This is a genomic window from Williamsia serinedens (assembly GCF_024171725.1).
GTDB lineage: Bacteria > Actinomycetota > Actinomycetes > Mycobacteriales > Mycobacteriaceae > Williamsia_A > Williamsia_A serinedens.
Genome location: NZ_JAMTCG010000002.1, coordinates 331,911 through 354,953, shown reverse-complemented (window position 1 = coordinate 354,953; position 23,043 = coordinate 331,911). Strand labels below are relative to the sequence as shown.

Genomic DNA, 23,043 nt, shown 5'->3' with positions numbered 1-23,043 from the left:
CCGTTCCGAACAGAAATGAATCTTTCGCGCCCTCCTGATGCACTGGACGCATAATTGCTGCATGCGGTCGGAGATGGACTGGTTCGTCGAACTGGCCGAGGCGGAGAACGTCTCGGCCGCGGCCGCCGAGTTGCATCTCTCGCAACCGACGCTGTCGCGCATGCTCGGTCGCCTCGAACGGGAACTCGGGACCGAGCTGTTCGACCGTGTCGGCCGCCGACTGTCGCTGAACGACCGCGGGCGCGCCTACCTCGACCACTGCCGGCGAGCGCGGGCGGAGATGGACGCCGGCCGCGCGGCGGTCCGCGCGATGGTGGATCCGGTGCAGGGGACGGTGCGTCTGGCGTTCCTCCACTCGTTCGGCATCCGACTGGTCCCCGAGCTGATCGGCGGATTCCGCCGCGAGGCGCACGTGGCGTTCACCCTGTTCCAGGACGCCGCCGAGGTGGTGGCCGACCGCGTCCGTTCCGACGACGCCGATCTCGCGATCGTCTCGCCCCGACCCACCGGCTCCGACCTCGTGTGGGCGCCGCTCCTCACCCAGCGACTGGGGTTGGCCGTCCCGGCCGACCACCACCTCGTGGACCGGGCGGAGGTGTCGTTGGCGGAGGTGGCGACCGAGCCGTTCGTCGCGATGGAGGCCGGCTTCGGCATGCGCCGCATCCTCGACGAGCTCTGCGCCGCCGAGGACTTCCGCCCCGACATCACGTTCGAGACCACCGAGCTGGGCACCATCGCCGGGCTGGTCGGCGCCGGGCTCGGAGTCGCGGTGATGCCGATCGAGGACACCGGCCCGCTCGCCGCCGACGTCGTCCTCGTCCCGCTGGCGGGGCCGCAGACGACCCGCGAGATCGTCCTGATCTGGCGCCGCGATCGCCCGCTCGTCGGGGCGGCGGCCCGGTTCCGGGATTTCGTCGTCGAGCGGAGAGGATGATCAGGGCCATGGATGTCTTCCGCACCCCCGACGAGCGCTTCGACGACCTGCCCGGGTGGGACTTCCCGCCGCAGTACGTCGATGTCGACGGTCTGCGCATCCACCACGTCGACGTCGCACCCGACGGCCCGCCCACCGGTGGGCCGATCGTGCTGTTCCACGGTGAGCCGACGTGGTCCTACCTGTACCGCAGGATGATCCGCCCGCTCGCCGCCGCGGGCCACCGCGTGATCGCCCACGACCACGCCGGTTTCGGGCGGTCGGACAAGCCGACGGACCGCGACTGGTACTCCTTCGACCGCCACTCCGCGATCGCCGACGCCGTGCTCGACCACCTCGAGGTGACCGACGCGACCGTCGTCGTCCAGGACTGGGGCGGGCCGATCGGGCTGCGGTGGGCCACCGAGCACCGCGACCGCGTGGCGAACCTCGTCATCATGAACACCGGCCTCTTCAGCGGTCGGGTGAGCAGGGGGTTCCTGGCCTGGCGGGACTTCGCTGCGAAGAACCCCGACCTGCCCGTCGGTCGGATCATCCAGGGCGCGACGGTCACCGACGTGCCGGCCGAGGTGATCGCCGCCTACGACGCACCGTTCCCGACTGTCGAGTCGAAAGCCGGTGCGGCACAGTTCCCGCTGCTGGTCCCGGTGGAGGAGAGCGACCCGGGCGCAGAGGTGCTCCGAGGCGTCGCCGACGTGTTGTCGCGCTGGGAGGTCCCGACGCTGCTGGCCTTCTCCGACAGCGATCCCGTGTTCCCGCACCCGAAGTCGGGTCAGGTGTTCACCGACCTGATCCCCACGGCGGGAGAGCAGGTGACCGTCGCGGGCGCGGCCCACTTCCTGCAGGAGGACAAGGGTGAGGAGATCGCGGCGCACATCGTGGGGTTCCTCCACGAGGGCGGGGTCTGATCACCCGCGCGCGATCCCCGATCGGTAGGCGAGGGCGACGGCCTGCGCCCGGTCCCGGACGTCGAGCTTGGCGAACGCGTTGTTGATGTGTGTCTTCACGGTCGACTCGGAGACGAACAACGCGGCCGCGATCTCGCGGTTGCTGAGCCCGTCGGCCATGTGCACCAGTACTTCTCGTTCGCGCGCGGTCAGCGCGCCGACGCCGGTCACGTCTGTTCCGGGTCCGGGCGGACCCGACGGCCGCATCGCCGCGACGAGTCGCTGCTGCACCGAGCGGTCGAGGACCGACTGACCCGCGGCGGCTGCGCGGATGGCCGCTGCGAGTTCGTGTCGATCGGCGTCCTTCGTCAGATAGCCGACGGCTCCGGCGTCGAGCGCGGCGAACACCGAGGCGTCGTCGTCGAACGTGGTGAGCACGACGACCGGCAACCCCGGGTGCGACTCGCCGATCTGTCGCGTGGCGGCCGCGCCGTCGACGCCGGGCATACGGAGGTCGGTGAGGACCACGTCGGGGTTCGCCTGGCCCACCGCGGACACCAGCGTCGCCCCGTCGGCCGCGGTGGCGACGACGTCGATGTCCGGCTGGAGATCGAGCATGGCCGCGACGGCCTCGCGGATCGTCGTCTGGTCGTCGGCCACGACCACGCGGATCGTGTCGGTCACGTCGTCACCTCCACCCGCACCAGCCACCCGCCCGCGAGGTCGCCGTCGACGCGCGGTCCGGCGACCAGCGTCGCACCGATCTCGTCGGCCCGCTCGCGCATGCCCGTGAGTCCGAGACCGGCGCCGTCGAGGAAGCGGGGATCGCCGGTCGGCGTGGCGTTCTCGACGGACACGGTGAGCAGGCCGAGAGCGAAGACGACCGACACGTGCGCGGGGCTGCCCGGCGCGTGCCGACGGGCGTTGGTCAGGGCCTCGCCGACGATGCGGGTCAGGTGCGCGACGACGTCGGCGTCGACCGGGCGCGGCGTGCCCTCGACGGCGACCGACTCGGTGGTGCCGGCCACGAGCGGGCGGAGTGCGCCCACGAGGTCTCCCGACTCGTCGCGGAGGGCGTAGACCGCCCGGCGTGCCTCCCCGAGCCCGTCGGTCACCAGCGATCGTGCCGTGGCCACCGCGACGCGGGCGTCGTCGTCGCGGCCGTCCTCCATGAGCGCCTCGACCAGGTTCAGCTGCATGTTCACCCCGGACAGCGAGTGGGCGAGCACGTCGTGGATCTCACGGGCGACACGAGCGCGTTCGGCGAGCACCTGAGCACGTGCCTCCGAGGCGATCGCGCGGTCGGTCTGTTCGATCTTCTCGCGCATCAGGACGAGCGTCCGGACGCGGTCGCGCCGTGTCATCCCCACGAGCACGGCGAGGCCCAGGACGACGACCCAGGCGTACCGGGCGTCGTCGAAGCGCGTGACCATCCCGACCGCGGCGGTGATCGAGGCGACCCCCGCCACGACGAGTGCCCGGCGCGTCTCGAAAAGGAACCCCGACGCGCCGGCGATCACCGGGGCGAACGCAGGCGCCACCCCGCCCGGCGCGACGGCGAACAGCACGCCCGCGGCGATCGCGCCCCCGAGCATCACCGGGAACCACAGCGAGGGTCCGATCGCCGGCGGCCGGAACAGCCGCAGCACGAGGACGACCGAGACCACCGCGAGCAGCACGAGAGCGGCGATCCGCAGGGTGCCGTCGACCTGGCGCGGGACCGTCACCCAGGCCCACACCATCAGGGCGGGGTTGACGAGAGCGAAGAACCGTCCTGGGGCATCGTCGCCGTATTCGCCGAAGTCCCGTCGTGCAGCCGCCGGCAGCGCGGAGGCGAGCAGCGAGCGCGGCGAGGGCATGGCACGACGATGCCACCCCGGACGGGCGAGCGGCTCCTCCTGTGGGTGGAGCGCGGGATCCACCCGGGGTCGGTCTGCGGGCCGATCCGATGGCCGCCGCCGACGACGACCGTTGTCCTCGACCCCGTCAGGCACCCGGCCGGCGGATCGATCGAGGAGGTCCCATGTCGGATCTGACCCAGTCCATCGTGATGAGCGGCGGCTTCTTCGCCCTGATGCTGGTCACGCAGTTCGGGACGCGCAGCCTGTCGACGCATCGCATCCTCGCGTCGGTGGGGATCGTCGTCGGCGTCGGGTTCTCGTACCTCGAGGCGGCGCCCACCGACGCACACAGCCTGGCCGCCTACGCGGTCGCCGTCGGCGTCGGGCTGGTGTTCGCCGGCCTCGCGACCGCGACGACGAGGTCGTGGATCGACGCGGCGACGGGGAAGCGGATGACACGGTGTGGGACGGCGTTCCTCGCGGTGTGGGCCACCGCGATGCTCCTGCGTGTGGTGTTCGTCTGGGCGGTGTCCGACGACGCGTCGTTCCGCACGTGGGTGGGTGAGCAGATGGCGAGACTGCATCTGACGCCGGCGGTGATCGCACCGTTCTTCGTGCTGTGGGCCCTGACGATGGTCGGCGGGCGCGTGACGGCACTCGTGGTCCGTACGCCGCGGACCTCTGCTCCGCGGGTGGCCTGACCTGCGGACGTCAGCGAGCGGGCGTGAACACCTTGTCGACGAAGTGGGCCGCGGCGCGCAGCGCCCGCCCGGACTCGGGCGTCAGCACCGGGAACATCTGGAAGACGTGGGTCTGGTCGGGCCAGATCTGCAGGTCGCTGCGACCGCCCGCGGCGGAGATCCGCGAGTGGATGTCGCGGGCGTCGTCGCTCATGCACTCGAGGCTGCCCGCCTGCACGAGGGTGGGAGGCAGCGCCATGTCGGACGTCAGTTCCGGGACCAGGCGTGGGTCGTCGCGGTCCACGTCGCCGAGGTACATGCCGAGCACGTGGGCGCCGAGGCGGGCGTCGATGAGCGGATCGCGGTGCCCTGCCTCGTGCCGCTTCATCGCGAGCGAGAAGGTCGGGTCCGACAGCGGCGAGAACAGCACCATCGCACCCGGCTGCGGCGTCCCCGTGCGGTGGTTGTGAGCGATCAGGTCGAGCGCGAGGTGCCCGCCCGCGGAGTCGCCCGCGACGAGGATGCGGTCGGCCGAGTAGCCCTTGTCGAGCAGCCACTGGTACCCGGCGATCGCGTCGTCGCCACCGGTGGGGAAACGGTGTTCGGGCCCTTTGCGGTAGTCGAGGACGAACGCCGGCATGTCGGTCAGGGTGGACAGGCGCGACACGAGGCCACGGTGGGTCCGGGGCGTGCAGATCGCGTAGCCGCTGCCGTGCAGGTAGTAGATGACGGTGCCGCCGGGGCCGACGCCACGACCGTGCACCCACTCGCCGCGCAGGCCGCGGGGGTGATGAACCCGGGACACGCGGGTCCCGCGGGGGACCGGGCTGAGGCGACACATCATCTGATTGATCACGGGTCGAGCCCGTCGGATCATTGCCGGTGACGGCGTGAGGACCAGTCCGTCGGTGCTGAGCCCGAACCTCCGCAGACCCCAGCCGGACGACATGAGAGGCAGTGCGCGACCCATGGAGCCGTTGATGGTGCGGGAGCGCCGCGAGCCGCGGGCGGAGTGCCAGGGCATGTCGAGCGTGTCGGCGACCGTGCCTGTCGGGGCGGTTCCGTCGGGTTCGATGGTCAGACTCATCCGCGTGCGACCTCCTGGCGCACCGGCCGTCGGTGCGGTCGGTCTGTCGATGAACGTATGCCTGTTCATCGAGAGAAACACGCGGGGTGTGACGCGTGACCGTTCTGCAACGGATCGTTGGTGATCCGTGATGGACGTAACGAAACGGCTTTCGCACGCATGCGCATCTGACAGATGTCACAGGCAGCCCGTGACAAACGACGGGGGAAACACCCTCCGACCAGCGCGATCGTGGATGCATGACATCACCACTCGCGCTCGAGGCCCGGGCGCTCACGAAATCGTTCCGTACGCGTGGCTCCGACTCGGTCCGGGCCGTCGACGGCGTCGACCTGGCCGTCCGGCAGGGCGAGGTCGTCGCCGTCCTCGGCCCCAACGGCGCCGGGAAGACCACGACGCTCGACATGGTGCTGGGGCTGACCCGGCCCGACAGCGGTTCGGTCCGCCTGTTCGGTGTGGCTCCCGACGAGGCCGTCGCGGCCGGCCGGATCGCGGCGGTCCTGCAGAGCGGTGGGCTGCTCGGCGACTTCACCGTCGGCGAGACCGTCGAGATCATCGCCGCGACTCATCGCGACCCCGCCCCGGTCGACGAGGTGATGCGCCGTGCGGGCATCGCCGAGCTCGGCGGCCGCCTCGTGTCGAAGTGCTCCGGGGGCGAGCAGCAGCGGCTGAAGTTCGCCCTCGCGCTGCTGCCCGACCCGGACCTGATCGTGCTCGACGAGCCGACCGCCGGGATGGACGTCGAGTCGCGCCGGGCCTTCTGGTCCGCCATGCGTGAGGACGCCGGTGCGGGCCGCACGGTGCTGTTCGCGACGCACTATCTGGAGGAGGCCGACGCCTTCGCCGACCGGATCGTGATGATCGCGGGCGGACGGGTGGTCGCCGACGGCTCAACCGCGGCCATCCGCGCCCAGGCGTCGGGACGGACGGTGTCCGCCGTCGTCGATCCTGCGTCGGTCGGCTGGATCCGGGACACCGCCCCGGGTGTGCGCGAGGTGACCGTCCGCGGCGACCGTGTCGAGATCGCCACCGACGACTCCGACGCCACCGCTCGATTCCTGTTCGCGCACAGCGACGCCCACGACGTCGAGATCGTCGCCCACGACCTCGAGGACGCGTTCGTCGCGCTCACGTCCTCCGCCACCGCCGAGAAGGAGACCCTCCGATGACCACCCTCGCCACACCGACGCGACCCGCCCTGCTCGGACTGCGCGGGTTCTCGACCACTTACATCCGCCACGACTTGCGACGGGTCCTCCGCAACCGCCGCGCGATGATCTTCACCCTCGTGATGCCGACCGTCCTCTACATCGTCTTCGGGGCGTCGCAGAAGTTCACCGGGACGATCGGCCACGCCAACACGCAGGCCTACGTGATGGTCCACATGGCGGTCTACGGCGCGATCCTGGCCACCACCACCAACGCCGCGTCGGTGGCTCTCGAGCAACAGGCCGGCTGGACCCGGACACTGCGTCTGACACGACTGTCGCCGGCGGCCTACGTCGTGGCGAAGGCGGCGGTGGCGATGTCGGTCGCGGCGTTGCCGCTGATCCTGCTCAGCATCGTCGGTGCGATCACCGGTGCCAGCGCACCCGTCGGCGTGTGGACCGGGTCCGTCGTCCTCGGGTGGCTGGGCTCGGCGGTGTTCGCCGCGTTCGGCCTCGCGATGGGCAGCGGGCTGCGGTCGGAGGCGGCGATGCAGGCGTCCGGTGGAGTGCTGACGGTGTTGGCGTTCGCCGGCGACGTCTTCGTCCCCCTGCGGGGCACGATGCTGACCGTCTCGCAGTTCACGCCGATGTTCGGGGTCAACGCGCTCGCCAACTTCCCGATGACCGGCGGTGACACCCCATACGGAGACCACATCTCGCTGTGGGTCGCGATCGCCAACGTCGTCGTGTGGGCCGCGATCATGGCGGGCGCCGCCGCATTCTTCTTCCGTCGGGGCACCGCGCGCCAGTGAGCACCTCTTCTACAGTCGCTGCCATGACCGAGCCGACCACCACCGGACCCCGCGTCCGGTGGTGGTCGTACTCGGGTCGGACGCCCGACAGATCCTGGGCCTTCACCGCCGTGTGGCTGGTGTTCCTCGCCTATCCGATCGTGTCGCTGCTGAACTCGGGCCAGAGCGTCCTGCGCGTCATCTGGGGACTGGCGCTGATCGCGTTGTTCGCCGCGACCTATGTCGTCGCGGCCACGCACATCATGTCCTGGAAGCTGGACCACCGCCGTCCGCGTCTCGCGCTCGCCTACGGCGGTGTACTGCTCGTCATCGCGGCCGCGACGGTGCCGGTCCTCCGCGATGGTGTCGTGTCGTTCGCGCCCTATCTGATGGGTGTCGCCGCGTTCGGGTTCGGCGGGATCCTCGGTCCCGTCCTCGTCGGCGTCGTGCTGGTCGTCGGGCTGGGTCTGCCGCTGGTCGTCCCGGGGTGGTCGCTTGACTCGGGAACCGTTCTGGCACTGGTGATCGTGGCGTTCGTGATGGTCCTCATGATCTCCGCGCGCAGCGCGGAGCAGCGTCGCGACGAGGCGGAGGCCCGGCAGCGGGAAGCCGACGAGCAGCTCGCGGTGGTCGCCGAGCGCGAGCGGGTCGCCCGCGACGTCCACGACATCCTCGGGCACTCGTTGACGGTGATGACGGTGAAGACCGAGCTCGCCGGCCGACTCGTCGACATCGACCCCGAGCGCGCCAAAGCCGAACTGGCGGAACTGCACGCGCTGTCCCGGCAGGCGCTGGCCGAGGTGCGGTCGACGGTCGGGTCGCTGCGCACACCGGACCTGCGCACCGAACTCGCGTCGGCGCGGTCTGCGCTGACGGCTGCGCAGATCGACGCCGATCTCCCCGTCGCGGTCGACGTGACGACCGCGCGGGGCTCCCTCTTCGCGTGGGTTCTCCGTGAGTCGGTCACGAACGTGGTGCGCCACAGCGGTGCGTCCCGATGCGTCGTCGAACTCGGACAGGATCGGATGGTCGTGCGCGACAACGGGTGCGGCGTTCCCGACCATGCATTCGGGAACGGTCTGCGCGGGCTCACCGAGCGTGTCGAATCGGCGGGTGCGCACCTTTCCGTCCGAGGGGACCCATCGGGGACGACGGTCGAGGTGGCGTTCGATGGCTGAGCCCATCCGGCTGCTTCTCGCCGACGACCAAGCGCTCGTGCGGGGAGCGCTGGCGGCGTTGCTGGAGCTCGAGCAGGACATCACCGTGGTCGCGCAGGTGGGTAGGGGCGACGAGGTCGTCGACGCGGCGCGTGTCAACGATGTCGACGTGTGCCTCCTGGACATCGAGATGCCCGGTGCCGACGGGATCGAGACCGCGGCTGCGGTGCGAGAAGCCCTGCCCCGCACCCGGTCGCTGATCGTGACGACCTTCGGACGCCCCGGCTATCTCCGACGCGCGATCGATGCCGGCGCGTCGGGGTTCATCGTCAAGGACACCCCGGCCGCGGAACTCGCGGACGCCGTCCGTCGGGTGTATGCGGGCCTGCGAGTGATCGATCCGACGCTCGCCACGGAGAGCCTCACCGACGGCACCAGCCCGTTGACCGACCGCGAGCGCGACGTGTTGCGTGCCGCCCTCGACGGCGCCACCGTCGCGACCATCGCCGGTCGCCTGCACCTGTCGCAGGGCACCGTTCGGAACTACCTGTCGAGTGCGATCGGCAAGACCGGCACATCCACCCGGGCCGAGGCCGCCGCGACCGCCGAGCGTCGCGGCTGGTTGTGAGCGCGGGCGCTCAGAAGGGCGGCGGGTCGGCGGCCTCGGCGCGTTCGACGGCGCGGAGGTGTGCGGCGCGTTTCTGTGCTCGTCGGGCGGCGAGTGTGGTTCTGGCGGGGTGGTTCTCGGGTTTCTCGGGTGGTCCGAGGGCGGGGAAGATGTCGTGGGCGTTGTAGGCGTTGCCGAGGAACATGTGGCCGGTCGGGGAGTGGAAGAACGCCTCACCGAGGGGTGATTGGTAGTCGCGCCATCGTTTGTCGAAGGTCTTGATGCGGTGGTGGAACCGGCACAGCGGTTTCAGGTTCGCCCTGGTGGTCTGTCCGCCGTGGTCGGGGTCGCGGTGGTCGAACGGGTCGGTGTGGTCGAGGTCGACTGACCAGGCGGGTGCGGAGCAGCCGGGGAAGGTGCAGCACAGTTCACCGGCGCGCACCAGGGCCTGCAGCTTCTTCGACGGGGTGTAGATGCTCGCCGCGCGGGCGGCGGTGGCGGGGTCGTCGCGGCGGAGGAATTCGCGCTCGGCGTCGGCGAGGAGGGCGCGCATGGTGTCGGCGTCGATGATCCCGCGGCCGTCGAGGTAGCCGGGTTGGTCGTCGAGGCCGAGCAGCGTCGACAGGTTGACCACGATGTGGAACACCGGCCGCGCCGGACCCACCGGCGGAGCGATCGGCTGCGGTGCAGGCTGCTCGACGGCGGGCGCAGGGTCGACCGTCGCGTCGACGTCGACATGCGTGTCGGTGTCGGGCTCGAGTTCGACAGGCTGGGTGCAGGTGTCGCAGCCGCAGGTGAGGTGATCGGTCCCGGCAGCGAGCGCGATGAGGGCGTCGGCGCGGCGCTGCGCCCTCGTGCGGGGATCCGCGGTGTGGACGGAGGCGGCCATGGCGGTGAGGCGGGCGTCGATGGCGGCGGCGTCGGTGATCGGTAGGGAGCCGACACCCGGGAGGCGCCGGGCTGGAACCGATCGGGGCGGATGGTGACGTCCCGGTCGGCGGCAGCACGCTCTTTCCGGCGCAGCAGGGCATCGGGGTCGACCATCGCCACGATCGCATCGACCATCGCGACCAGCCGGGCCCGTGACAGGGGTGGTCGGTCGAACAGGGCTTGGGCGATGTGGGTGTCGAGGATCTTCACCAGTTCCGGGTCGACGACCAGCTTGGTGCGGGTGCAGATGAGCAGGAACCCGGCCAGGTCGATGCGACCCACAGCCAGTGCCTGTCCGGTGAACACCAGCCGGTACCGGGCGGTGTCGCCGGCGGTGATGATCTCCCGCGCGCGAGCGGCCGGCACGTTCAGGACGGCACCGACCTCGGCGGTCGCCCGCTCCAACCCGTCGGGCCCGAACTCGGCCCGCGGATCGCGGCCTGCCAAATGGTCCATCCCCGCGGCCATCAGCTCGTCGACCGAGGCGCGTTCACCGGAATCCCGCTCGGCGACCTCGACCAGATAGTCCTCGCAGCGTTCGTCGTGGATCAGGCTGGCCGCGCACAGCATCCGGTAGTCCGCCGAGGCGGTGATCGACCGGCAATGCGACAACACCTCGACAAGCTCAGCGGCAGAGTGCTTCTCGTCGGCGGCCAGCGACGCGACGACACCCGTGGTGTCGACGCCGACAGCCTGTTCGCTCATGTGTTCGATCGTACAGTGGGCCACCGACAGGAACCAGAGGTCACACCTGGGGTGTGCACAACCCGTGCGGCTACACCCCTGACGCCGGTGACGAGAAGACGCAGGGAGCGATCGGGTACGACGGATCGAGCGCGTGCAGCACATGACTGAGGGCCAGTCGGTCGTAGGTGATCGCGAGGTGGTCGGTGTAGTCCTGCGCGCACCGGTCCTGCAGCGTGATGTTCGTGACCCCAGGTCCCGACAGGAACGCCGAGGTGTACGGCGTCACGACCTCGTCGTAGCGGGTCTCGACGACGGTGTAACGGACGCCGGGGACGGTGTCGCCGCCGGCGTTCAGTCGCCGGAGGAAGTCCGACCCGACGATCTGCTGGCGGATGGCCGTGCCGAGGCCCAGCCGCAGCGCGTCGGGGACACCGGGTATCGCGGACAGGCCCAGCACGGTGGTCCCGTGGTTCGACGGCGCCAGTCCGATCAACTGGTCCACCGATGCCGCGCCGCCCAGGTACTTCAGGTAGTACCGCGGCATCATCCCGCCCTGCGAGTGCCCGACGATGTCGACCTTGTCGGCGTCGGTGGACGCCTTCACCCGCTCGACGAACGCCGCGAGCTGTGCTGCCGACTGCTCGATGGGGCCCGTGCCACCGGTCTTCCGGGCTCCCGGGAAACCGAGGTACGTCGACGACGGCTGCCGGCCGAAGTTGAACGCATAAACGCAGTAGCCCTGGTTCTTCAGCAGAGGCGACAGGGCCTGCCAGTCGATCGTCATGTTGTAGAGCGTCCCGTGGGTGAGCACCACCGGACGGGGGTGGGCCGCGGTCGGACGACAGGAGAAGTCGTTGGCGCCCGGCGGCGACGAGTCGGGGGCGGCCACCGCCGTCGCGGTCGCCGCGCCGAGGGAGTAGACGACGGGCAGGGGCCGCGCTGCGGCGGTACCGCCGAGGAGACCGGTCGCGACGGTGGCGACCGCCGCCACCACGGTCCAGCGTGCGAATCGACCCATGACATCCTCCGCATCCGCGCGGGTCGTCACCGTCGACGGCCTCGGTGGTGACGGTACGACCGACCGTTCATGTCTGTTCGCGGATCGAACGACCTCGTGCATCGGGTCGCGTCCGGGGCGCCGGTGGTGGATGCTCGACGTGTACGCCAGAACGGTTCCGTGACCTGTTCGTCACCCTGGATCACTGTTTGTTTCGTTGATTTCTGTCCGGACCGTCCGGCGTGAGAAAATGGCCCGAATGACCAGGTGACGGTGATCCCGTCGGACGAGGTCATCGCACACCGCCGCTCCCCCGGGGCGCGGTCAGCGTCGGTCAGCAATGGGGCTGGCCGCTCGCAGCCCATCGGTCGGGCCCGCATCGTCGCAGGTCAGGACCGATCTTAGGTTGGACTCATCACGACTGGACCAGCACGCCGTCGTACCCTCGGTCGAGATGAGGAGTTGTCGCGAGAGCGACGTTAGGGCGGATACGAATGAAGCACGCTCCCGGCCCGGCAGGGCACCGGTACCCGAGCCCGCAGGGCCTGTACCACCCGATGAACGAGCACGACTCGTGCGGCGTCGCCTTCGTGGTGGACATGCACGGGCGTCGCAGTCGCGACATCGTCGACAAGGCGATCACCGCGCTGGTGAACCTCGAACACCGCGGGGCGGCCGGCGCCGAACCGAACACCGGGGACGGCGCGGGCATCATGCTCAACGTCCCCGACCGCTTCTTCCGTGAGGTCGTCGACTTCGAGTTGCCCGAGGAGGGCTCCTACTCGACCGGCATCGCCTTCCTGCCGCAGGGTTTCCACGACGCCGTCCAGGCGTGCGAGGCGGTCGAGAAGTTGGCCGAGGCCGAGGGCCTCACGGTCCTCGGATGGCGTGAGGTCCCCGTGGACGACGCGTCGCTGGGTGCGCTCGCCCGCGACGCCATGCCCACCTTCCGCCAGATCTTCCTCGGCGGTGCCTCGGGCGACGATCTCGAGCGACGCAGCTTCGTCGTGCGCAAGCGTGTCGAGCACGAGCTCGGGCAGAAGGGCGCGGGCCAGGACGGTCCGGGCCGGGAGACGGTGTACTTCCCGAGCCTCTCGGGCAAGACCTTCGTCTACAAGGGCATGCTGACGACCCCGCAGCTCAAGGCCTTCTACCTGGACCTGCAGGACAACCGTGTCGAGAGCGCGCTCGGCCTGGTCCACTCGCGCTTCTCCACCAACACGTTCCCGTCGTGGCCGCTGGCGCACCCGTTCCGACGCGTCGCCCACAACGGCGAGATCAACACCGTCACCGGCAACGAGAACTGGATGCGCGCCCGCGAGGCGCTCATCGACACCTCGGTGTTCGGCGAGGGCACCGGCGAGAAGATCTTCCCGATCTGCACCGACGGCGCCTCCGACACCGCGCGGTTCGACGAGTGCCTGGAGCTGCTCCACCTCGGCGGCCGGTCGCTGCCGCACGCCGTGCTGATGATGATCCCGGAGGCGTGGGAGCGCCACGAGACCATGAAGCCCGAGCATCGGGCGTTCTACCAGTACCACTCGACGCTGATGGAGGCGTGGGACGGACCGGCGTCGGTCTGCTTCACCGACGGCACCGTCATCGGCGCCGTGCTCGACCGGAACGGCCTGCGCCCCAGCCGCATCTGGGTGACCGAGGACGGGCTCGTCGTGATGGCGTCGGAGGTCGGCGTCCTCGACATCGACCCCGCCACGGTGGTCCGTCGCCTGCGCCTGCAGCCGGGTCGCATGTTCCTCGTCGACACCGCGCAGGGCCGCATCGTCGACGACGAGGAGATCAAGGACACCCTCGCCGCCGAGCAGCCGTACCAGCAGTGGCTCGACGAGGGCTTCACCGTCCTCTCGGACCTGCCGAGCCGCCCGCACATCCACATGGCGCACGAGCGGGTCCGCCTGCGCCAGCAGGTCTTCGGGTACACCACCGAGGAGCTCAACCTCCTCGTCACCCCGATGGCGAAGACCGGCGCCGAGGCCATCGGTTCGATGGGCACCGACACCCCGATCGCCGTGCTGTCGATGCGTCCGCGGATGTTGTTCGACTACTTCCAGCAGCGCTTCGCACAGGTGACCAACCCGCCGCTCGACGCGATCCGCGAGGAGGTCGTCACCAGCATCGGTGTCACCATCGGCAAGGAGTCGGACCTCCTGAACCCCGGTCCGGAGTCCTGCCGGCAGATAGCGCTGCCGCAGCCGATCCTCGACAACGACGACCTCGCCAAGCTCGTCCGCATCGACGACGACGGCAACTGGCCGGACTTCCGGTCGGTGCAGATCCACGGTCTGTACCCCGTCGCCGAGGGCGGCGAGGGTCTGCGTCGGGCGATCGAGGACATCCGCCGCAAGGTCTCCGAGGCCGTCGCCGACGGTGCGCGCCTGATCGTCCTGTCCGACCGCGAGTCGGACGAGAAGTTGGCGCCGATCCCCTCGCTGCTGCTCACCTCGGCGGTGCACCACCACCTCGTCCGCGAGCGCACCCGCACCCAGGTCGGTCTGCTCGTCGAGGCCGGTGACGCCCGCGAGGTGCACCACATGGCGTGCCTCGTCGGGTTCGGTGCCGCGGCGATCAACCCGTACATGGCCTTCGAGTCGATCGAGGACATGATCGAGCGGGGCGTGCTGGGGGACATCGACTTCCAGACCGCCTGCAAGAACTACATCAAGGCCGCCGGCAAGGGCGTGCTGAAGGTCATGAGCAAGATGGGCATCTCGACGCTGGCGTCGTACACCGGTGCCCAGCTGTTCCAGGTCATCGGCATCGGCCAGGAGACCGTCGACGAGTACTTCTCGGGGATGCTCAGCCACCTCGACGGCATCGGTCTCGACGAGATCGCCGCCGACGTCGCCGCGCGTCACGCGCTCGCGTTCGAGGCCCGGCCGGAGGAGCGCGCCCACCGCGAGCTCGAGGTCGGTGGCGAATACCAGTGGCGCCGTGAGGGCGAGTACCACCTGTTCAACCCGGACACGGTGTTCAAGCTCCAGCACGCCACCCGCACCGGTCAGTACTCGGTGTTCAAGGAGTACACGAAGCTCGTCGACGACCAGTCGCGCAAGATCGCCTCGTTGCGCGGACTGTTCGACTTCAACTTCGGTGACCGCGACCCGATCCCGATCGACAAGGTCGAGTCGGCGCGCGACATCGTCAAGCGCTTCTCGACCGGCGCGATGAGCTACGGCTCGATCTCCGGTGAGGCGCACGAGACGCTGGCCATCGCCATGAACCGCCTCGGCGGGCGGTCCAACTCGGGTGAGGGCGGCGAGAGCGTCGACCGCTTCGAGCCGGACGAGAACGGCGACTGGCGTCGCAGTGCGATCAAGCAGGTCGCGTCGGGTCGCTTCGGCGTCACGTCGCACTACCTGACGAACTGCACCGACATCCAGATCAAGATGGCCCAGGGCGCGAAGCCCGGTGAGGGCGGTCAGCTCCCGCCGCACAAGGTGTACCCGTGGGTCGCCGAGGTGCGCGGGTCGACGCCGGGCGTCGGTCTGATCTCGCCGCCGCCGCACCACGACATCTACTCGATCGAGGACCTGGCGCAGCTGATCCACGACCTGAAGAACGCCAACCCGGCGGCTCGCATCCACGTGAAGCTGGTCTCCGAGGTCGGTGTCGGCACGGTCGCCGCGGGTGTGTCGAAGGCCCACGCCGACGTGGTGCTCATCTCCGGGCACGACGGCGGTACCGGCGCCACGCCGCTGACGTCGGAGAAGCACGCGGGCGCCCCGTGGGAGCTCGGCCTGGCCGAGACCCAGCAGACGTTGCTGCTCAACGGACTTCGCGATCGCATCGTCGTCCAGGTCGACGGCCAGCTGAAGACCGGTCGTGACGTGGTGGTCGCCGCGCTGCTCGGTGCCGAGGAGTTCGGCTTCGCCACAGCACCTCTCGTGGTCTCGGGCTGCATCATGATGCGTGTCTGCCACCTCGACACCTGCCCCGTGGGTGTCGCGACGCAGAACCCCGAGCTGCGCAAGCGGTTCACCGGCAAGCCGGAGTTCGTGGAGAACTTCTTCCTGTACATCGCCGAGGAGGTGCGGGAACTGTTGGCGCGCCTCGGGTTCCGCACGCTGCAGGAGGCGGTCGGTCACGTCGAGGCGCTCGACACCACCAAGGCGCTCGCGCACTGGCGCGGTGCCAAGGCCGGCAAGCTCGACCTGTCGCCGATCCTCGCGGTGGCCGACTCGCCGTTCATGAACCAGGACCTCTACAACTCGGGTCGGCAGGACCACGCGCTGGACAAGGCGCTGGACCAGCAGCTCATCGCGCAGAGCCGCGCGGCGATCGACGCCGGTGAACGGGTCTCCTTCACGTCGGCGATCTCGAATGTCAACCGCACGGTCGGCACGATGCTCGGCCACGAGGTGACCAAGGCCTACGGTGCCAACGGCCTGCCCGACGGGACGATCATCATCGACTTCGCCGGGTCGGCGGGCAACAGCTTCGGCGCGTTCGTGCCCAGGGGCATCACGCTGCGGCTCGAGGGCGACGCCAACGACTACGTCGGCAAGGGCCTCTCGGGCGGCCGGATCGTGATCCGTCCGCCGCGCGTGGCCCCCGAGGGCTTCGTCGCCGAGAAGAACATCATCGCGGGCAACGTGATCGGGTTCGGTGCCACCGCCGGCGAGATCCTCCTGCGCGGTGTCGTCGGCGAGCGGTTCTGCGTCCGCAACTCGGGCGTGACCGCCGTCGTCGAGGGCGTCGGTGACCACGGCTGCGAGTACATGACCGGTGGGCGTGTCGTGGTCCTCGGTGACACCGGCCGCAACTTCGCGGCGGGCATGTCCGGTGGTGTCGCCTACGTCTACGACCCGTTCGGCAAGCTGCCGGACAATTTGAACACCGAGCTGGTGGAGCCCGAGGGCCTCGACGACGAGGACCTCGAGTTCCTGCGCGGGATCGTCGAGAAGCACGGCAACGAGACCGAGTCCCCGGTCGCCGCAGCGATCCTGGACGACTGGGAGAACACACAGCGCGCGTTCATCAAGGTGATGCCGCGCGACTACAAGCGAGTCCTCATCGCGATCGCCGACGCCGAGAAGGCCGGCCGGGATGTGGACGAGGCGATCATGGAGGCCGCTCGTGGGTGATCAGCGCGGATTTCTGAAGTACACCGAGCGGGAGCTGCCGAAGCGGCGTCCGGTGGACCTGCGTCTGCAGGACTGGAAAGAGGTGTACGAGAAGCACGAGCACGAGGTGCTGCAGCGCCAGGCCAGCAGGTGCATGGACTGCGGTATCCCGTTCTGCCACAACGGGTGCCCCCTGGGGAACCTGATCCCGGACTGGAACGACCTGGTCTACAAGGACCGCTGGGCGGACGCCATCGAGCGTCTGCACGCGACGAACAACTTCCCGGAGTTCACGGGTCGTCTGTGCCCCGCCCCGTGTGAGGCGTCGTGCGTGCTCGGGATCAACCAGCCTGCGGTGACCATCAAGCAGGTCGAGGTCGAGATCATCGACAACGCCTTCGACAAGGGCTGGGTCCACCCGGTCATGCCGAGCACCAAGACCGGTAAGCACGTCGCCGTCGTCGGCTCCGGTCCCGCGGGACTCGCCGCCGCACAGCAGCTCACCCGGGCCGGGCACGACGTGACGGTCTACGAGCGCGCCGACCGCATCGGTGGTCTCCTCCGCTACGGGATCCCCGAGTTCAAGATGGAGAAGCGCCACATCGACCGGCGCATCGCGCAGATGGAGGCCGAGGGCACCGTCTTCAAGACCGGTGTCACCGTCGGACAGGACATCTCGCCCGAGGACCTGCGCGCTCAGCACGACGCCGTCGTGCTCGCCAACGGTGCGACCTCATGGCGTGACCTGCCCATCGAGGGCCGTGATCTCGAGGGCATCTACCAGGCGATGGAGTTCCTGCCCTGGGCCAACAAGGTGCAGCTCGGCGACGACGTCGCCGGTGAGGACGGCGAGCCGCCCATCACCGCGAAGGGCAAGAAGGTCGTCATCATCGGTGGTGGCGACACCGGCGCCGACTGCCTCGGCACCTCGCTGCGCCAGGGCGCCGAGATCGTCCACCAGTTCGAGATCATGCCGCGGCCGCCGGACGAGCGTGCCGAGAGCACCCCGTGGCCGACGTATCCGCTGATGTTCCGTGTCTCGTCCGCCCACGAGGAGGGCGGCGAGCGCGTGTTCTCGGTCAACACCGAGAAGTTCATCGGCGAGAACGGCAAGGTCACCAAGCTGGCCGCGCACGAGGTCGTCATGAAGGACGGCAAGTTCGAGAAGGTGGAGGGCTCGGAGTTCGAGCTCGAGGCCGACCTCGTCCTGCTCGCCATGGGCTTCGTCGGTCCCGAGCGGACCGGCCTGCTCGACGGCCTCGGCGTCGACTACAACGAGCGCGGGAACGTCAAGCGCGACGACGACTTCCAGACCAACGTCCCCGGCGTGTTCGTCGCCGGTGACGCCGGTCGCGGACAGTCGCTCATCGTGTGGGCGATCGCCGAGGGCCGCTCCGCGGCAGCGGGTGTGGACCAGTACCTGACGCAGGAGACCTACCTGCCGGCACCGATCCACCCCACGCAGGCACCGCAGCGGTAACAGTTCGTCAGCGAAGGGCCACCGACAGCAACCTGCCGTCGGTGGCCTCTTTGCGTGCGTGCTCGTCGAAGTCCGGTGCGGCGCAGACGAACAGCGTGTGGCCGTCGTCCCCGCCGAACCCGCACGCGAACACGCCGCTGTCGAAGGTGATCTGGTCGACGACACCCTCGCCCTCGACGACCTTCGCCACGCGCCCGCCGAGCGCGTCGGCGACCCACAGTGCGTCGTCGGCGTCGATCGCGCAGCCGTCGGGGGCGAGGACGATCTGCCCCATCGCCGTCGCGGTGTCGGCCATGTCCGGCAGGTCGCCGAACACCGCCCAGTCGCGGCGTTCGCCGAGTGATCCGTCGTCGTCGATGTCGAAGACACTGGCGCGGTTGGCGATGGTCTCGTCGACGACGAGGCGTCCGTCGGAGGTCAGCGCCATGCCGTTGGGGAACCACAGGTCGTCGGCGACGACGCGCGCCGAGCCGTCCGGCTCGACGAGGATCAGCGACGTCGCCGCCGGGTCGCCGCCGTTCATCAGGTCGAAGCCGAAATTGCCGACGTAGGCGCGGCCCCGGTCGTCGACGAGCATGTCGTTCAGGTGGTGCGTGACGAGCGAGGAGAGGTCGGCGTGCACGGACAGCGACCCGTCCTCCTCGCGGCGCAGGATGGTGTGGTCACGCATCGACACCACGAGCAGGCGCCCGTCGGGCAGCCAGCCGAGACCCGACGGCTGCTGCGGGATCTCCGCCTCCACCCGCACGTCGGAGCCGTCGGCGTTCGCCGAGATGACCCTGTACGAGTAGAAGTCCGAGACCCAGATCCGACCGTCGTGCCAGCGCGGGCACTCGAAGTAGGTGTAGTTCTCCAGGACGGTGGTCACCTCGGGGGTCATGAGTCCGATGCAACCACGCGGCTCGCCGTCTCGGGGACGTATCCGATGACGGGTGCGATGGTGCTGCGGGCGAAGGCGCGGACAGCGTCGGGATCGGCCAGGTCGATGGCGAGGCCGGGGGCCACGAGGTAGGCCAGGCCCAGGTGGACCAGCGCGTCGGCCTGCTGGTCGGGATCGCCGACGGTGATGGCGCCGTCGCGGTGCGCACGGCGGAGGTTGGCCGCCACCGCGTGGAACGCCAGCGACAGCGGCGACGGGTCGCCGTCGCACAGTGCGGCGAGCAGATCTGCGCGGCGGCGTCGGCTGCCCGCGAGCAGCGGATCGGCGTCGAGGGCCATGCAGATCGCGAACCCCTCGACCACCTGCTCGACGGGGTCGCGCACCACGGCGAAGCGGTCGACCATCGCGCCGATGACGCCGCCGACGACCCGGGTCAGCGCCGCCTCGAAGAGCGTGTCCTTGGACGCGAAGCGGCGGAAGACGGTCGCGCGCCCGACCCCGGCCTCCTGGGCGACCTCGTCGACGGTCGCCTCGGTGGTGCCCCGTCGCCCGAGGACGGCGACCGCGGCGTCGAGGATGCGGTCGACGGTCGGGTCTGCACCGGCGTCACCGGCAGCGGCGGTCCCACCGATGCTCTGGCGGACCGCGCGGGCGAACAGGTCACCCAGTGGGGCCCCGGGTCGTGTCACGCGGAGATGGTCTCACGACGGCCCGCACGGCTGTGAGACTATTCGTGGGGTAATCGTCTCAGACCTCAGGAGCTGCCGTGAGTGGTGTGGATGCGCTGGACCCGTCGACGCCGGTCGTCGTCGGCGTCGGGCAGGCGAGTGAGCGACTCGACGACCACGGGTATCGCGGACTGTCGGAGGCGGACCTCGCGGCCGAAGCAGTGCGAACGGCCCTGACCGACTGCGGGATCGATGGTGGCCGGGCGGCCGCCACGATCGACACCGTCGGGTCGATCCGGTCCTTCGAGCAGTCCAGTCCCCTCTCGTCCTCGCCGTTCGGTCGACCCGATGTGATGCCCGCCGCCGTCGCGCGCCGCGTCGGGATCATGGCGCGACGGCTCGTCGCCGAGGCGGTCGGTGGGCAGAGCCCACAGCACCTGCTGACCGAGCTGGCCGGCGAGATCGCTGCGGGGCGGTCGGAGGCGTTCGTGATCTCCGGCGCGGAGGTCATTTCGACCAAGCGACACATCGCCGACAGTGGGCAGGCAACACCCGACTGGTCCGAACACGACGACGCCGGCGTCGAGGACCGCGGGTTCGGGATCGCCGGGATCGTCACCGCGCAGGAGGCGCGACACGGACTGCGGGAGCCGCTGCTGCAGTACTCGGTGCTCGAGAACGCACGACGGGCGCGGGTCGGCGAGTCCCGGGACGACTACGCGCGGTCCATGGCCGAGCTGTTCGCGCCGTTCTCCGCTGTGGCCGCGAAGAATCCGCACTCCGCCTCGCCCGTCGAGCGGACGGTGGACGAGATCGCCACCGCGGACGAGTCGAATCGGCGTATCACCGACCCCTACACGCGGTTGATGATCGCGCGGGACCAGGTGAACCAGGCCGCCGCCGTCGTCGTGATGTCGGTGGCGAGGGCGCGCGACCTCGGTGTGCCGGAGGACCGCTGGGTGTTCCTGCACGGTCACGCCGACCTCGTCGAGAAGCCGCTGATGCGCCGGCCCGATCTGTCGGCCTCCCCGGCCGCCGTGGCATCGATCGCACACGCACTCGACGCCGCCGGGATCGGCCTCGACGACGTCGCCCACCTCGACCTGTACAGCTGCTTCCCGATCGCGGTGTCCGCGGTGTGCGACGCGGTCGGGTTGTCGGCCGACGACCCGCGCGGACTGACCGTCACCGGCGGGCTGCCGTACTTCGGCGGTGCGGGCAACAACTACTCGATGCACGCGATTGCCGAGATCGTCGACCGTGTCCGCGCGGCACCCGGCGCGTTCGGACTCGTCGGCGCGAACGGCGGTGTGCTGAGCAAGTACTCGACCGGCGTCTACTCGACCACTCCGGTGGGATGGCCGACCTCGACGAGTGCCGCGGTCCAGGCCGAGCTCGACGCGATCCCCGGTGTCCCCACCGTCGAGCGCGTCGACGGGCCGGCGGTGATCGACTCCTACGTCGTCGGGTACGGCAAGAGCGGTCCCCGTCAGGCGATCGTCGTCGGGCGGGTCGTCGAGCACAGCGGCACGCTCGGTGAGCGCTTCATCGCGACCGTCGACCGGGAGGACGAGGCGATGATGCGTCACCTCGTCGAGTCCGATCAGCCGATCGGGACGACGGCGGTCGCGCGATCGTTCGCAGACGGCAACCGCGTCAGCCTGGACGCCGAGACCATGGATCGGCTGCGGCCGGCGCCGGTCGTCGGGTTCCGCGACGACTACACCGGGGTGATCGTCCGTCGTGACGGCCACGTGCTCGAGGTGACGATCAACCGCCCCGACGCCCGCAACGCCCTGGACCCGACGACGAACGCCGAACTCGACGCGGTGTTCGACGCCTATCTCGCGGACCCCGACCTGTGGGTCGCGATCATCACGGGCGCGGGGGACAAGGCGTTCTCCGCGGGCAACGACCTCGCCGCCACCGCGGCGAGCGGTGGCATGGGGCCGGTGCCGCTCAACGGGTTCGGTGGGTTGACGGCGCGGTCGGATCTCGTGAAGCCGGTCATCGCCGCTGTCAACGGTCATGCGCTGGGCGGGGGCTTCGAGATCGCGTTGGCCTGCCACATGATCGTCGTCGACGAGACCGCGACCTTCTCGCTGCCCGAGGTGAAGGTCGGCCTGGCCGCGCTCGCCGGCGGGCTCGTGCGTCTTCCGCGTGCGCTCCCTCGATCCGTCGCGATGGAGATGATTCTGACCGGCCGCCGGATGCCGGCCGACGAGGCGCTCCGGCGGGGGATCGCCAGTCGCGTCGCCCCGGCGGGAACTGTCATGGACGTCGCCCGCGAGCTGGCCGCCGAGGTGGTGGCCTGCTCACCGACCTCGGTGCGTGCCTCGCTGATCGCGATCGCTGAGACCCAGGGCGTCGCCGATCCCGTTGCCGCCGCGCAACACCCGACCACCGCCCTCGACGAACTGATCGTCAGCCAGGACACCCTCGAGGGCATCACGGCCTTCGTCGAGAAGCGGCAGCCGGTGTGGAAGGGGCGCTAGGTCAGGGAACGATGAAATACAGCCCAGTTCCGTATGACTGGAGGAGTCGCACGGGCGAATTGCGGGCGTAAGACGCTACGCCGAAGCTCCGCAAGCCCGAGCCGGTAGCGATGTCACGGGTCACCTTCGCGCCTGGACGAGGCCCGAACGACGCGTTGAAGAACGTCTCACCGATCTGAAACAACCCATTGGTCGCGGTCACGCCCACGAGAAGGCCGCAGTTGGGGTTCGTCGTCCACCCACGTCCGCTGCCGGTGAAGCCGAATGACGTCAGCGTCACCCGCGCCACCCCACGCTTTGGTGAGCTGATCCGCACGTTCATGCTCCCGCGGCAGAAGTCGTGGTCGCCAAACGCGCCGAAGTTCTGACCAAAGGGTGCGAAGACAGGCAGGTCTCGCGGCGGCGGAGCAGCACCGGCCGGCGCAGCGGCGACAACCCCTCCGGTGACGGCGGCGACGGCCACGGCGGTGGCGGCAATGAGCGAGCGAACACGCGAACGCATGAGATCTCCCCGAGGATCGTTACGATGACGAACGAGAACGTACTGTACGGACGTACTCCCGGGCGAATCGGTTGTCCACAGGTCAGACCGGGCGTGTCATTGACAGGAAGCTCCCAGTCACATCTGTAACATCCGTCACACGGAATCAACCGAGTCCAGGGAAGTGATCCGTGTGAGAGCTCCTCACGTAC

At 69.8% G+C, this 23,043-nt stretch carries 17 protein-coding genes and 1 pseudogene; 10 read left to right on the top strand and 8 right to left on the bottom strand.

What is annotated here, in order from left to right:
- The first annotated feature begins 61 nt into the window (after positions 1–61).
- Positions 62–934 carry a LysR family transcriptional regulator gene (locus LX12_RS05105; RefSeq protein ID WP_253653442.1) on the top strand — a complete coding sequence of 291 codons (873 nt, stop codon included), beginning with the start codon at positions 62–64 and terminating at the stop codon, positions 932–934.
- A gap of 8 nt (positions 935–942) precedes the next feature.
- Positions 943–1,842 carry a haloalkane dehalogenase gene (locus LX12_RS05100; protein ID WP_253653441.1) on the top strand — a complete coding sequence of 300 codons (900 nt, stop codon included), beginning with the start codon at positions 943–945 and terminating at the stop codon, positions 1,840–1,842.
- Here LX12_RS05100 and LX12_RS05095 read toward each other — a convergent pair whose 3' ends face one another.
- Positions 1,843–2,505 (bottom strand): response regulator, encoded by a 663-nt coding sequence (locus LX12_RS05095; RefSeq protein WP_308213969.1) that lies wholly within the window; start codon positions 2,503–2,505, stop codon positions 1,843–1,845.
- A complete protein-coding gene (locus LX12_RS05090) occupies positions 2,502–3,680 on the bottom strand; it encodes a sensor histidine kinase (RefSeq protein ID WP_253653440.1) in 1,179 nt (392 codons plus the stop codon). The genes LX12_RS05095 and LX12_RS05090 overlap by 4 nt, the downstream gene beginning before the upstream one ends.
- 164 nt (positions 3,681–3,844) lie before the next feature.
- Here LX12_RS05090 and LX12_RS05085 point away from each other — a divergent pair, with 164 nt between their 5' ends.
- Entirely contained in the window at positions 3,845–4,363 is a 519-nt protein-coding gene (locus LX12_RS05085; protein ID WP_253653439.1) for a hypothetical protein, read from the top strand.
- A 10-nt stretch (positions 4,364–4,373) separates the two neighbouring features.
- Here LX12_RS05085 and LX12_RS05080 read toward each other — a convergent pair whose 3' ends face one another.
- Entirely contained in the window at positions 4,374–5,429 is a 1,056-nt protein-coding gene (locus tag LX12_RS05080) for an alpha/beta hydrolase (RefSeq protein ID WP_253653438.1), read from the bottom strand.
- 239 nt (positions 5,430–5,668) lie between these two features.
- Here LX12_RS05080 and LX12_RS05075 point away from each other — a divergent pair, with 239 nt between their 5' ends.
- The 4 genes from LX12_RS05075 to LX12_RS05060 are packed head-to-tail and all read left to right on the top strand — an operon-like array spanning position 5,669 to position 9,153.
- Entirely contained in the window at positions 5,669–6,598 is a 930-nt protein-coding gene (locus tag LX12_RS05075; RefSeq protein ID WP_253653437.1) for an ABC transporter ATP-binding protein, read from the top strand.
- The gene (locus tag LX12_RS05070; RefSeq protein ID WP_253653436.1) at positions 6,595–7,389 is read left to right on the top strand and encodes an ABC transporter permease; all 795 of its coding nucleotides are present in this window, start codon (positions 6,595–6,597) and stop codon (positions 7,387–7,389) included. The genes LX12_RS05075 and LX12_RS05070 overlap by 4 nt, the downstream gene beginning before the upstream one ends.
- Positions 7,390–7,412: 23 nt before the next feature.
- A complete protein-coding gene (locus LX12_RS05065; protein WP_253653435.1) occupies positions 7,413–8,546 on the top strand; it encodes a sensor histidine kinase in 1,134 nt (377 codons plus the stop codon).
- A complete protein-coding gene (locus tag LX12_RS05060) occupies positions 8,539–9,153 on the top strand; it encodes a response regulator transcription factor (RefSeq protein WP_253653434.1) in 615 nt (204 codons plus the stop codon). The genes LX12_RS05065 and LX12_RS05060 overlap by 8 nt, the downstream gene beginning before the upstream one ends.
- A 10-nt stretch (positions 9,154–9,163) precedes the next feature.
- On the opposite strand, the pseudogene LX12_RS05055 reads toward LX12_RS05060, so the two are convergent.
- A pseudogene (locus tag LX12_RS05055) lies at positions 9,164–10,518 on the bottom strand (HNH endonuclease signature motif containing protein).
- Between the two features lie 319 nt (positions 10,519–10,837).
- Positions 10,838–11,767, bottom strand: coding sequence for an esterase/lipase family protein (locus LX12_RS05050; protein WP_301284190.1), 930 nt, complete (start codon positions 11,765–11,767; stop codon positions 10,838–10,840).
- Positions 11,768–12,240: 473 nt separating this feature from the next.
- Between LX12_RS05050 and gltB the strand changes: the two genes are divergently transcribed.
- Together gltB and LX12_RS05040 are read left to right on the top strand one after the other, a co-directional pair.
- Complete coding sequence (gltB, locus tag LX12_RS05045) at positions 12,241–16,848, top strand: glutamate synthase large subunit (RefSeq protein WP_253653433.1); 4,608 nt, start codon at positions 12,241–12,243, stop codon at positions 16,846–16,848.
- A complete protein-coding gene (locus LX12_RS05040; protein WP_253653432.1) occupies positions 16,841–18,307 on the top strand; it encodes a glutamate synthase subunit beta in 1,467 nt (488 codons plus the stop codon). Before gltB ends, LX12_RS05040 begins: the two co-directional genes overlap by 8 nt.
- Positions 18,308–18,314: 7 nt before the next feature.
- Here LX12_RS05040 and LX12_RS05035 read toward each other — a convergent pair whose 3' ends face one another.
- Together LX12_RS05035 and LX12_RS05030 are read right to left on the bottom strand one after the other, a co-directional pair.
- Positions 18,315–19,187 carry an SMP-30/gluconolactonase/LRE family protein gene (locus LX12_RS05035; RefSeq protein ID WP_253653431.1) on the bottom strand — a complete coding sequence of 291 codons (873 nt, stop codon included), beginning with the start codon at positions 19,185–19,187 and terminating at the stop codon, positions 18,315–18,317.
- The gene (locus tag LX12_RS05030; protein ID WP_253653430.1) at positions 19,184–19,876 is read right to left on the bottom strand and encodes a TetR/AcrR family transcriptional regulator; all 693 of its coding nucleotides are present in this window, start codon (positions 19,874–19,876) and stop codon (positions 19,184–19,186) included. Before LX12_RS05030 ends, LX12_RS05035 begins: the two co-directional genes overlap by 4 nt.
- A 77-nt stretch (positions 19,877–19,953) precedes the next feature.
- Here LX12_RS05030 and LX12_RS05025 point away from each other — a divergent pair, with 77 nt between their 5' ends.
- Positions 19,954–22,350, top strand: coding sequence for an acetyl-CoA acetyltransferase (locus tag LX12_RS05025; protein ID WP_253653429.1), 2,397 nt, complete (start codon positions 19,954–19,956; stop codon positions 22,348–22,350).
- Position 22,351: 1 nt separating this feature from the next.
- Here LX12_RS05025 and LX12_RS05020 read toward each other — a convergent pair whose 3' ends face one another.
- The gene (locus tag LX12_RS05020; RefSeq protein WP_253653428.1) at positions 22,352–22,852 is read right to left on the bottom strand and encodes an enoyl-CoA hydratase; all 501 of its coding nucleotides are present in this window, start codon (positions 22,850–22,852) and stop codon (positions 22,352–22,354) included.
- Positions 22,853–23,043 lie beyond the last annotated feature (191 nt).